Source organism: Maribellus maritimus (assembly GCF_022267315.1).
Lineage (GTDB): Bacteria > Bacteroidota > Bacteroidia > Bacteroidales > Prolixibacteraceae > Draconibacterium > Draconibacterium maritimum.
Genome location: NZ_JAIKLE010000070.1, coordinates 1 through 12,773 on the forward strand (window position 1 = coordinate 1; position 12,773 = coordinate 12,773).

Consider the following 12,773-nt stretch of genomic DNA (forward strand, 5'->3'; position numbering starts at 1 on the left):
CCGGTAAGAGTCAAATCGCCATAACCCATGTCGTCAAGGTATATCAAAACGATATTCGGGGGATTGTTATCCATTGCTTTTGATGAACGAAAACCGTTAAGCGACAGAACAAAAAAAAGCAGAAATAATATCTTAAAATTCATTTTATTCGTTTTTTAAAATACACCACGTATTAAATTTCGATTGATCACTCCAGGTATTTCCTGCAGAGGAAAAATCACAAAAATTAATAATTTGTCCGTCGCCTAAGTTTAATTCAAAGGCTTTCCACATACCGGGAGATGTTTTCACCTGATTTATTTTGATCGTTTGAGCATTTTCGGGAATAGAAATCGGAGCAAAAATATCACCCTCTGTAATCCTGACATCCCTTGACAATGCCAGCGGCCCATAAAAAAATGTAACTGCCGGTTGTTGGGGTAACGCCTCTTTTTCAGGAAGACTCTTTATGTGCTCATACCTTTGGTTCATTTCTTCTGAGCTACCTTTTTTAAATGCTATGTTTGCCCATTCTTTGTTATAAAAATCAACAGGATAAAAAAGAGTGTTGGCTTTTGACATATCAAATGTTTCATAGCGCACAGGTAACTTAAATTCAATTTTGATTACGTCACCATTTTCCCATTCCCTGTGAATCGATAACCAATTGTTCTTTTCTTCACCGGTTTGTTTGGCACCATTTACTTCTACAATCGTGTTACTACTCCATTGGGGCATACGGATGTAAAAATCAAATTTTTCCGGTTTATCAATTGAAATTGTTGCCCGAACAGATGAAGTACTCAAAAAATCACCATCCAATTTAACGGTAACTTTATTTCCTGAAGGCAGGTTTATGCCACCTTCTCCGTCATTAAACAGCCCTAAATAAATGTCACTACCCTTTGAAATTAGTGTTGCTTCGGCCGCCTGGAAAAGTCCCCTTGGGAGATTATCAGTGCAACATTGATGGTGTTCCAAAAAATGATTCATAGCAGGAATATGCACATGGGACATTCGTAAGCGTCTCAGGCCCCAGTCTCCTTCCTGATTAAAGGCACATAACAGCGAATTGTACAGAGTTCGTTCAATCTCTTCCAAATACCTGGTATCTGCTGTCAATGTATATAATTCAAATGATAGCCTATTCCAATAAACCGCATCACATACTTCTGAAACAGTATTAATTAATCCAGCAGACCCAACATACTTATCATTAAAACTAACACTACCGACCGGTGTGCGTTCCCACGCAACCAATGCTGAATGTATATTTTTAGCGGCATCCAGATACTGCTGTTTTTCTGTTACTTTATAAAGTTCAACCAGCCCTTCAACACACGAAGTAAATTCGTATCCTTTTGCCCATTTATATGGGGCAGTTTCTGCAAACCAGGCATGAACGGGCTCTCCTCCTAATCCTTTATTCAAAATATCGGGTAACTTTTCAGGATGTTCACTCCATTGTAAAACTATATATTCTGCATAATCCAAATATTTTTTCTCTCCGGTTGCATTATAAAGTTTCACAACAGGATAGAGAATAGAGCTGCTTGGCATGCCATAAAAGTTGCCGGTTTTTACAATATCCTCTGCTCCCGGACCTACTTCTGAAATCAGATGATCGGTAAACTTTTGGGCAATATTCAATATGGAATCATTTTTTAAAAGCTCCCACGCTTCAACCAATCCCCAAAGGGTATATTTTCTGCTCCACACATTCCAGTTATTTCCTTCCAGAAAATCGGAATGAGAATAAGTTCCTATATAGCCATTTTCATCCTGATATTTACTTAAGCCTTTTACAGCTTCAGCGATACGCTCTTTTAAATTATCGGAGTGGTAATACTTTGCAGCAGCAATGACCGATAAAAGATACTTCCCCCAGAACTCCCCTCGCCATTCCCCACGAGTTGGATAATTTTTATCATCTTCCCGGAGCAAAAAGGCCTCTTCTGTTTCCGGATAGATTGTATCCCATTTTTTTTCATCCAGAATCCGCTGTTCAGATATCCTATCTATGTACTCTCCGATATGGCCTTTAAATTGCCAATGCCCGGAGATCATTTCCAAATCCTTGTCTGCTTTCTCCTGCGTATCTTTTTTTTGACAACTATTAAAAGTTATTAATAAAAACACGAGTAAGGAGAGATAGATCTTTCCAGTCCAATTTATTTTTTTCATTCTAATACTTTTTCAGGTTGAATTAATGTTTTGCTATCCTGTCCGGGTGTGTTCCCCATTCATATCTTTTTTGTTTATTAAAATTGGGATTGGGTGACGGCAATTCTGCCCCGATATCCTGCTGCCATTCTTTTAATATGTGGATCATTTCATCCAATTTCCCGGGTTCTGTTGATGCACAATTATTGGCTTCCTGTATGTCTTTTCTCAGGTTAAATAATTCATAATGATTATCCACCAGATTCTGAACAAGTTTCCAATCCCCCTTTCGAACGGCATTTGCCGGCTCGTCATGATGATAAACCGGATAATGCCAGAAAATTGCACGCTCTGAATCGTTGTTTTTCCCCAATAATACAGAAACAAGGCTTTTGCCGTCAAAAACCTGGTCGTCAGGCAATTCTCTGCCTGCCAATTCTACAAGTGTAGGGAAAAAATCAACACTGCTTACAATGGCATCGGAAACCATCCCCTTTTTTATTTTTGCGGGCCATTTTACAATTAGCGGAACTCTGATTCCCCCTTCATACAGCGTGCCTTTCTCTCCTCTCAATGGTTTGTTTGAAGAAGCGACATATAACAATGAATCATTTTTATACATGCTGGCTTTACTGTCTGCCAATAACGGGATACTGTCATATCGTTTATTGAGTCCCCCATTATCTGAAAAGAAAACAACAATTGTATTTTCCGACAATTTCAATTCTTCCAGTTTTTTCGTAATTCTGCCAACACTTTGATCCAGGTGTTTAATCATAGCAGCATAAACCGCGTTACACGGATATCCTTCAATTTTGGTTTTTACCCGGTATTTGTCAATTAACTCCTGATCTGCATCCAACTGGACATGGACATCAAAATGAGCCAGGAACAGAAAAAAAGGTTCTTTCTGATGTTTCCTGATAAATTCTTCGCCAAAATCAGCCAACAATTCAGACAATCGCCTATTCGTTCCCTCTGCACGAGGAGGTGTGAATTTTACATTATAATACCCCTGTCCCACATTAGACTCATCAAAACCCTGGTTTAGCGGGTGATATTCGGATTCATTTCCCAAATGCCATTTCCCGAAATAACCAGTTGCATATCCGGCTGATTTCATTGCTTCTCCAATCGTTGTTATTTCCGAAGGTAAATATTGATTGCGGTTTTTCGGAACAATAACTTTCTCGTAAGGACGCCAGTGTCCCGGAATGAAGTCGGTTATTCCCACTCTTGCCGGATATTGACCGGACATAATACTTGCTCTCGTTGGCGAACAAACAGGACATGCAGCGTAGGCATTTGGAAAATATATTCCATCTTTTGCAAGCTGTGCAATAGCAGGAGCCTCGTTGAACTTGTTTCCATATACAGGCAAATCAGCCCAGCCCAGATCATCGGCTAAAATAAATACAATATTGGGGTTTACTTGTTTTTCCCGAGTGCTGCAAGTTGAGCCCACAGTTTTAAAAACCAATAAAATACTTAAAATTAGAATTATATTTTTTTTCACTTTTCCCTTAAATTTTATTGATGAGTCGTATTTTTCACTTACCTGCGAACACCTTGTATTTTTTAACTAAAAAGCGATAGATAACGATTAATCATTCTCACCTTTCCGACTGATCAGTTTTATCATTTATTACCTTCTTTACCGCGTCCAGATATCCATACCCATTTAACATATCGGGAAGCAAATAACTGCCCTCAACCCACTCATTCCAGGCATTGATGGTAATTATTTGGGGTTGTTCCGGGCGACTATCAAGATATTCTTTTGCTTTTGTCAGAAGAGCCGCAAAACTCTCAGGCGTATTATGATAGTGAACCACATCTTTTATTCCTTTGGCAGGAAAACGCGGTGTGTCGTCCCAGCCAACAGAAACGCAGGGAAATACCGGTACGTTTAACAAAGAGTCCATTTGTGTCCTTATTTTTAACGAATTTGAACCATATATCAGGTAATCTTCGTTTCTTCCTCCCATGTTGTACATTGCCACACTGTTGAATCCCATTTCATTTACTCTTTCCGAAAACTTTGTAGCCGCTTCTTTTGACATGATTGAACCACCTCCCTGGTTCCACTGTATATGCAACCCCGGAAATCCGGCTTTCACTACTTCCTTTCGGAAATAGTCCAATGCTTTCCGGGCCTCTTCTATATTTCCGCCAAACCCTTCCAGCAGATTACCTATACTAAATATAGAAAACACCGGTTTCCCATCGATTTTAAAATAATTGGGCTGCTTGAAATACTGATTTATTACCCTGTCAACAATAATTTTGAAGTTGGCCCAATCAACGGCTCCATCCCAAAGCAGAGAGGTATCGTCTTTAAATTTGTGCACATTCCAGTAGTTTCGTTTTACATCGTGGTTGGCCCACATGATATAAAACTGCATTTTCGAGTTGTTTTTTGCTTTTAGAAAACCATCATTAAGAGCACTTTCCAGAAAGGGGCCCCCGTCAAACCAGTACCAGTCATAAATAAAAACATTAACACCGTGGTCGACAGCAAGGTCAATCCATTTTTCCACCACTTTAGGATTATTATCCATTTCGTATCCCCATAACGGCTGTCGGGGCTGATAATGCCCATCAAAACGGGGATTTCCTTTTTTTATAACTTCCCATTCGCCAATTCCCTCCGGCCACAACATATTCCCGAAACGTTCATCATGATGGCATGATGGCCACACATATGCTGCCACATTATAGTTTTTCAAAGGGGTAACAGCTGTTTGATTTTTTTCCTCAACAGGGTTAAAAGAGAGAAAGTTCAGAAGATAAACAAGTAAATATAAATGTACACTCATTTTTTTGTTTGTTTTATTATTATCACTAGTTGCCGCGTTATTTTGTTTGGTGTAAAATTAATGGTGCTCCGCTTCCTGTATACCAAAGGAGCACCATTCTTTTTACTATTTACCATCCGGGATTTTGCTCCAAATTAGGATTTAAAGTAATTTCATCCTGCGGAATAGAATAAAGATAATCCTGACTCTCCCTAAATTGATAGCCATTGGGTAATTGAGTAGAAAGATAATCAATAAGTCCATTTTCATCAAGTGTTGGATAAAAACCCGGAAACTCCTCTGAATTAAAAGGATAGCCTTTAAATCTTTTTCCTTTGAAAAGGGAATGAGCGGCCCATCTCATAAAATCCATTTCCCGAAATCCTTCAAGAGCTAACTCAACCCGTCTTTCCCTTCGAATCTCATAAAGCTCGTCAGAAACAGAATATCCATAGTCAACAGGACTATAATCCGATTCTTTAGGATTGACTGCAAAGTCAGGCATTCCAGCTCTTTCACGTAATAAATTAAGTTGGGCATACGCGATCGTATTGTCAAGTTCGTATTTGGCTTCGGCATAATTTAACAGTACTTCACCATATCTAAAATAAATATGTCCTGTTTCACTTCTACCTTCCGACATTTTCCCTGCTGCCGGTGATTCCGGATTTGACGATTTTTTGATTTGAAATCCTGTTACAACAAGTTCCAAAGCTCCTCCGTTTACATTCGGCATGGAAAAAACAATATTGTCAGAAACTGAAGCCATTACATCTTCGGGGATCCAGATTGAGGACTTTAAACGGGGATCACAATCCTCTGCGATTTTAGTTAAAAAATCATTCCCTTTGTTTGTTTTACTAAGTTCGATATAATCATACGGTTCGCCATTTTTTCCCAGATACGAAGAAATTAATTCCATCGTTGCACTGCTTCCCGTGGGAGATTTTACCAGCCGGTACTGGGAACTGTTTGACATTCCTTCGTCTGCATTATAAGCTTTATAAAACAAAACTTCATTAACGTCAGACATGTTATCAAATCCAAACATTTTGTAATAGTCTTCGGAGGGTTTTCCGGTATTATAAACACCTACTGAATAACTTCCATCCATTAATTCTTCTGCCGCATCAACACAGGCCTGAAAATATTTATCAGGATTTGCTCCGGATGTACCGAATGGCGTATTGGCATGATATTTTTGCCATGTTCCTTCGTACAAAGCAACCCTTGTTTTTAAAGCAAGTGAGGCCTCTTTATTGATTCTGTTATTTCCAGCTTCCTCTCTGGTATTCAGATATAAAAGCGCTTTATCTAAATCTACCAATATTGAATCAGCGATCAATGTTCTGGGCTCTCTTGGTTTCATCAATTCATCTTCATCATCAAGTTGCAACGCTTTTGAATACCATGGCAAGTCTCCATATTTCTGTAATAAGTCAAAATAATACCAGGCCCTGAAAAAATAGGCCTCACCCAAAAAATGTTTATATTCATCAAATTCACTCTCACATTTTCCGTAATTTTCGAGAAAAATATTTATATTCCTCAAATTACTCCATTCATTCTTCCAGTTTCCTGTTCTTAATGTTCTCTCTCCATTCAAAATTGTATTTGGCGATGAAGTTAACATATTGTCTGAATTCATATCCGCATCAACTATTATTGATGATGGAAGAGTCGGATAAAACTGCAACATATAGTTTTCCAAATCTGTTGATGTTTTCCAGTAATCATCCATACTGATCTGGTCTAAGGGTTGCAGGTCAATAAAATTTTCACAGGAACTAATTAACAACACTGTGGCAACAGCCAATATGATTCGGGTATATTTTAAATTTTTCATAAGAATTATTTTAAGGTTTAATATGTAATGGTTAAGCCTAATGAGAAAATCCTGTCGGCACCATAAGTTAAACGGCCTTCTCCCTGCGTTCCCTGAAAGCTTCCACCTCTCGGATAACCCACCGGGGCAACAGGATCGATTCCATTTGGCAAATCACTGAATGTCAACAGATTTTCGCCGGAGAAATACACTCTCATTTTTTGTAAATGCAATTTTGAAATAATGTTATCGGGCAGCGTATAACCTATTTGAATATTCTGTAATCTCACCCAGGATGCATTCTGTAAATAACGTGTATTCGGGTAAATCTTATTCTTATTGTTTTCTGATGCATTTAAATAGGGTCTTGGCCAATATGCATCCGTATTTATATTTGCTTCACCTTCATAAAGACCGCTGTATTTTGTTCCCGCTTCGTCTCTAAAATAGTCGAGATGATGAGACTGTAACTGTGTTTCCCACCATCCATTCATAAATCCCCAAAAAATATTTGAACCACTTGAAAAATAAATATCTTTTTTTGCCACACCTTTCCATAACATGGAGAAATCAAAACCTTTAAATTCCATTCCTGCCATAATTCCGTATTGCCAATGTGGTTCTGAATTTCCAATGATCGATAAGTCTCCATGGTCACTCTTCGTGTTTTTCCCATTATTAACGTATCCATCATTATTTGTGTCTTCATACTTTATATCTCCAGTATTCCAATTGCTTGCAATATGCGACAGATCGGTTGTTTCCAGGTAGGCATCCAGGTCTTCCTGTGTCCTGAATAAATCATTCGATGTGTAGCCCCATATTTCTCCCAATTCCTGTCCTTCATACCAGGTAGACAGTGTTCCGGTAGGATTAAAATATTTGGTGACAACTGATTTATAATCATACAAGTTGAAATTGACGAAATAAGATAATCCGTTATCAAGGTTATCCTTCCAGCTGAGCGTTAATTCCCATCCTCTTGTTCGGAGTGAAGAGTTATTATCCTGAGGGACACTTGCCCCCAAAACACCGGGTTTTGCTTCTGATGCGCCCACCATATCTGTTGTGAGTCTTTCATACAAATCAAAATCAGTTTGTAATCTGTTATCCAGAAATGAAATATTCATACCAACATTTTTTGTTGTAGCTGTTTCCCATGTAAGGTTTCTGTTTACAATTCCAGGTGCCTGAGTAAATCCCACGGGTCTGGTTTCTCCATAATTAAAAACCCAAGCCAACTGGTCGGTATTAATCGTAACCAATTCGAGATCGCTGTAAGGAGAAACATTTTGATTCCCCAATTGCCCCCAGGAACCCCTGATTTTTAATGTGGTTATGAGTTGTTCGGGGACATTCCAAAATGTTTCATTATGAATATTCCAACCAGCCGAGAAAGAAGGAAAAAATCCCCATCTGTTGTCTTCTCTAAAAACATATGAACCATCATATCTGACATTCGATTCCAACAAATATTTTCCTTTATAACTATAACTCAAACGTGAAAAATATCCTTCTGTCGCCATGTGTGACAAACTTTCGGAGAGAACAGGGCTGCCAGTTGCTGTTTGCAGGGAGGAGACATCTTCAACGATCAAATTTGTTTTATACCCTTGCATCCAACCGTATTTTCCCTTTTCAAACTGCATCCCTGCCAAAAAGTTAAAGTGATGGGAATCTTTAATTGAAAACTCATAAGAAGAATAAATATTTGTTGTCCAATATTTATTGTCAGTATGCGTTCGTTCAATACTATTCGGAGCACTTTTACCAAGTACTGATGTTGTTTTATCGACGTTGTAAATAAGAACATTTTTATCGATACTGGTGTAAACTCCTGAATAAGAATTATAAGCAAAATCAACATTTATTTTCCACCCTTTTAACGGACGAAATTCCATTTTAAAATTGTTCCAATTGTCTATTTCTTCATTTGTATCAGATCCTCCTTGTTCAATCATCGGGATGGCAGATGTATGGGTGTAATTTCCCCATCCGTCATACATTGGAGAAATAGGATAGACAATTGATGATATCATACCAAAAAGGAAAGAATAGTCACCATATTTGGTCATACTTGGTTTCTCTCTGTCTTTTTTTGCTACACGCGTCTCCCAGGAAAAATCCCACCAATCGGCTATTGCGAGATTAACTTTTCCCATTAGGTTTATTCTGTCAAAAGTATCTGTTCCATAATTAAGTACGCCTTCCTGGCTCAAATACCCGGCAGAAAAATAATAAGACGCATTTTTCGAACCTCCGTGAAAGGAAAGATCATGTTTGTGGTTGATACTGTGTCCATAAAAAATGTCCCACCAATTATTGTTTGCATAACTTAAATTGGCATGATCCCATGTATTACCATTCGGATATGCTCCAAAAATTGTGGCTCCCTCAGGCCAGTTCGGAATCGATTGTTGTATATAATCCCAATCTTCATTTTGATAAGCAATAATCCTTTCAATAGTCTCATTACCAAACGGGCTTCCTCCCCGATTAGCTCCTGCTTCGTTAAGTACCTTGACCCATGTATATGAGTCTAGTGGTTGAGGCAAAGGTTGAGGTGTATTAAGAGAAACATTAGCAGAATAGGTAACACTTAGCTTTTTATCCTTTTCTCCTTTTTTTGTGGTAACCAGAATCACTCCGTAAGGAGCCCTTGCCCCATATATTGCGGAGGCCGCTGCGTCCTTTAATACGGATATCGATTCAATATCTTCAGGATTCAGGTTATTAATATCTCCGGGAATGCCGTCGATTAATATATAGGGTTCTCCTCCATTTAAAGAGCCTGTTCCCCGAATTGAAATATTCATTGTTGCCCCGGGTTGAAATCCTTCCTGGTTATTGATTTCGAAATTCATACCGGGTGAAATTCCCTGTAGTAATTGTGAAACAGTGGGGGCCTGGCGATTTGTCAACTTTTCACTTGTTACAACGTCAACAGCACCTGTCATATTTACTTTTTTCTGCGTTCCATAACCAATTGCAACTACTTCCTCAATCCCAATAGCATCTTCTTCCATTACAACATCTATGGAAATTTTACTACCAACAACTATTTCCTGTGTTTTCATCCCAACAAATGAAAATTGTAGTATTGCATCTTCTTGCAAATCTGAAAGTGAGTATTCCCCATCTGCATTAGTAATTGCACCTTGTGTTGTTCCTTTCACAACTACCGTTACACCCGGAAGGGGTTGTCCGCTTTCATCCGCTACTTTTCCTGAAACGGATTTTTGTTGTGGTTGAGCCGTAATGATTTCTCCCTGAGATTTCTCATCACCTGTGTTTATATCTCGGGAAGGAAAAATAACTATCTGTCTGTCTATCAATTTAAAGTCAAGATTTGTTCCTTCCAAAGCCTGTGTCAAAATACTTTCAACAGATGCTTCACTAGCAACAATATCAACCTTCCGGTTGTTGTCAATCTGATTGTTTCTGTAAAAAATGTTAAACTCACTTTGATTTTGAATTTCTTCAAAAAGTTGTTCCAGTGTAGTATTCCTTAAATGAAAGGTAAATTTCGTAGCCTGCGAATAAGTTGAAGTCGCAAAAACATTACTTACACCAACCAGTATGAGAAAGATTGTTAGCCTCATCACTTTAAAAAAATGTGTACCCAATAACCGTTTAAGGAAAACAAGGCACCTCGTTTTACTTTTTTTCATAAATTTGTTTTGATTTTGAATTAATAAATGTCGCTTTTGAGCGATGTTAATTAATGTTCAGGCTTGCAGATGGTACCAACATCTGCAAGTTTTTTTTATACTAAGTCATAATTTTCACATAGGCAGAATTAGTTTAGGTTAATGATTAGTTTTTGATTTTCATATCTAATCAAAAATGGAGTAGTTTCTGCAATCACTTTTAATACTTCTTCAGGCGTATTTCTCAAATTCAGGTTTCCTGAAAATTCTTCCCTGCCCAAAGTATCGTTTTGTAATACAATTTCCACATTATAATAACGCTCTAATTTTTTTGTGATATCTACAAGTGGCTCATTTTTAAAAACATAATAACCTTCACGCCATGACAAATAGCTTTTTGCATCAACCTGTTGTTGATGGAATGTGTTATCATTTGAATTAAAAACAGCCATTGTTCCGGGCAAAATCGTTAATCTTTTTTTATGAAAAAATGACTTTCCTTTTGCGTCAAGCTCTATTTTGCCTCTTTCCAAAACTGTACTGGAAACATCATCATCAGCATAGGCGCTTACATTAAAAACTGTTCCCAGAACTTTAATTTCAAAGTCCTTTGTGGCAACAAAAAAGGGATGCTGCCCTGAATGCGTGACCTCAAAAACAGCTTCCCCTTCAATGTAAACTTTCCTTTTCTCTTTCATATTTGCCGGATAAACCAATTTAGATCCGGAGTTTAACCAAACTATTGAACCATCGGATAATGTTATTTGTGTTTGCTTCCCATATGGAACAACCAATGTGTTAAAAATCTGTTCTTCCTCTATAATCTGCTGTGATACTTTTTGGGTTGAATCGATAATAATGTTTTCTCCTTTGGGGTCATACTCAATACGGGAATCGTTTTCAGTTATTAAAACCTTACGCCCATCCTGAAGAAACAAATTTGTCACGCTATCGGGCTTTGCAGTATCCAGACTTTGTGCAAAATCAACAATATCCGCTTCCTTTTTTAAATTATTCTGGAGAAACCACGCGGAAATGATAACCAACAAAATCGAAGCAGCAACAGCCCAACGAGATAAATATTTGTTCCGTTGCGTCTTTTGAATGGATAATCTTATTCTTCCTTTTGTTTCTTCTTTTTCGCTATTCGGGAAAACATTTCTTTTGGAAGATAAATAATTGTAGATAATACCCGCTATCTTAAATTCTTCATTTCCTGTTTTATCGGACAATGATCCTGTCACAAAATCTTCATCGGATAATATGTCGTGTGCCTTTATTTTGTTTTTTTTCTTCATTCACTTCCATTCTCTGTTTAGATAAAGAATGAAGATGTAAAAACATAGACAAAAAAAATACACTTTTTATTTTTTTTGTATGCAAATGCCTAATTTTCAATGGTTTTATATCTTTCTTTTTGATAATAAAGAAAGAACAATTGAATAGATATCCCCTTCTTTTGAAGCGCTTTTCGGAGTTCCTTTAGGGCACGATAAATACTTGTGCGTGCCGATTCGACTGAAATCCCTAAAATACCGGCAATTTCCCGATATGAAAAGTTTTGTTCAAACTTTAACGAAAGTCCCTCACGTTGCCTGTCAGATAACTCCTTCATCACCTCTGTCAATATTTTGTGATTTTCATCTTCTATCTCTGAGGCTATTAAATCATCCTCAAAAGTCATAACCGAAATATCATTTTGCAACAATATTTGCTCATCAGAAAGAAGGGACACTTTTTTAACCTGGTCTTTATATATTAATCTCCGCAGGGAGCGAAATAAATAGAAATGAATATTATCGGTTTCAGAGAGTCGCTCCCGGTACTTGTATAAATCTAAAAAAAGATCGTGGATACAATCTTTTACCAAATCTTTGTCTCTTGTAAAATGTAATCCATAGCTGTAAAGTGAATCAAAAAACAAATCATAAAGCGAATAAAAAGCCTTATCATCTCCTTTTCTAAATCGTTCCCAAAGATAACTATCCTTACCTTTCTCACCATCATCATGTAGAGCTATGTTGTCGCACATAATCGAACAAAAGTATAAAAAATGATTCATTTAAATCAGCATAATAACTTATGTCATGCATACAGTGAGATATACTACGATTAGGGATTCACAAAGCTAAAAACTACAATCGGGAGCTTATTGCAAAGATTGGGAACATTGTCAGTGCTGCGTGCAAAATATGGACAAACACAGAAAGGTTCATTTCTTTATATGAATATCCGTAAGACTAGCTCCTTTAATTTATACCACTTTAAATACAAAATGCCGCATTGAAAATTTTTAGATAGTGTTTGTTTCCGGTTATTGACATTATGGTTTCGGGTTGCATTTCTATTACCATATCC

7 protein-coding genes are annotated in these 12,773 nt (G+C 37.5%); all 7 read right to left on the bottom strand.

Annotated features, from left to right (window positions below; genetic code table 11):
• Positions 1-144 precede the first annotated feature (144 nt).
• The 7 genes from K5G00_RS28140 to K5G00_RS28170 all read right to left on the bottom strand — a co-directional run bounded on the left by K5G00_RS28140 (position 145) and on the right by K5G00_RS28170 (position 12,477).
• A complete protein-coding gene (locus K5G00_RS28140) occupies positions 145-2,163 on the bottom strand; it encodes a beta-L-arabinofuranosidase domain-containing protein (RefSeq protein ID WP_238769826.1) in 2,019 nt (672 codons plus the stop codon).
• A 22-nt stretch (positions 2,164-2,185) separates the two neighbouring features.
• Positions 2,186-3,658, bottom strand: coding sequence for a sulfatase (locus K5G00_RS28145; RefSeq protein WP_238769827.1), 1,473 nt, complete (start codon positions 3,656-3,658; stop codon positions 2,186-2,188).
• A 97-nt stretch (positions 3,659-3,755) separates the two neighbouring features.
• Positions 3,756-4,961 (bottom strand): glycosyltransferase WbsX family protein, encoded by a 1,206-nt coding sequence (locus K5G00_RS28150; protein ID WP_238769828.1) that lies wholly within the window; start codon positions 4,959-4,961, stop codon positions 3,756-3,758.
• Between the two features lie 109 nt (positions 4,962-5,070).
• Entirely contained in the window at positions 5,071-6,786 is a 1,716-nt protein-coding gene (locus K5G00_RS28155) for a RagB/SusD family nutrient uptake outer membrane protein (protein ID WP_238769829.1), read from the bottom strand.
• Between the two features lie 17 nt (positions 6,787-6,803).
• A complete protein-coding gene (locus tag K5G00_RS28160) occupies positions 6,804-10,367 on the bottom strand; it encodes a TonB-dependent receptor (RefSeq protein WP_238769830.1) in 3,564 nt (1,187 codons plus the stop codon).
• Between the two features lie 197 nt (positions 10,368-10,564).
• Positions 10,565-11,713: a FecR family protein gene (locus tag K5G00_RS28165; RefSeq protein WP_238769831.1), complete on the bottom strand. Its 1,149-nt coding sequence runs from the start codon at positions 11,711-11,713 to the stop codon at positions 10,565-10,567.
• Positions 11,714-11,802: 89 nt separating this feature from the next.
• Complete coding sequence (locus tag K5G00_RS28170; protein ID WP_238769832.1) at positions 11,803-12,477, bottom strand: RNA polymerase sigma factor; 675 nt, start codon at positions 12,475-12,477, stop codon at positions 11,803-11,805.
• Positions 12,478-12,773 lie beyond the last annotated feature (296 nt).

What these genes read in the sequence shown, in the direction of transcription:
- K5G00_RS28140 (WP_238769826.1), bottom strand. Translation starts at nt 2,163, where the DNA reads ATGAAAAAAATAAATTGGACTGGAAAGATCTATCTCTCCTTACTCGTG.
- K5G00_RS28150 (WP_238769828.1), bottom strand. Translation starts at nt 4,961, where the DNA reads ATGAGTGTACATTTATATTTACTTGTTTATCTTCTGAACTTTCTCTCT.
- K5G00_RS28170 (WP_238769832.1), bottom strand. Translation starts at nt 12,477, where the DNA reads ATGAATCATTTTTTATACTTTTGTTCGATTATGTGCGACAACATAGCT.
- K5G00_RS28155 (WP_238769829.1), bottom strand. Translation starts at nt 6,786, where the DNA reads ATGAAAAATTTAAAATATACCCGAATCATATTGGCTGTTGCCACAGTG.
- K5G00_RS28165 (WP_238769831.1), bottom strand. Translation starts at nt 11,713, where the DNA reads ATGAAGAAAAAAAACAAAATAAAGGCACACGACATATTATCCGATGAA.
- K5G00_RS28160 (WP_238769830.1), bottom strand. Translation starts at nt 10,367, where the DNA reads ATGAGGCTAACAATCTTTCTCATACTGGTTGGTGTAAGTAATGTTTTT.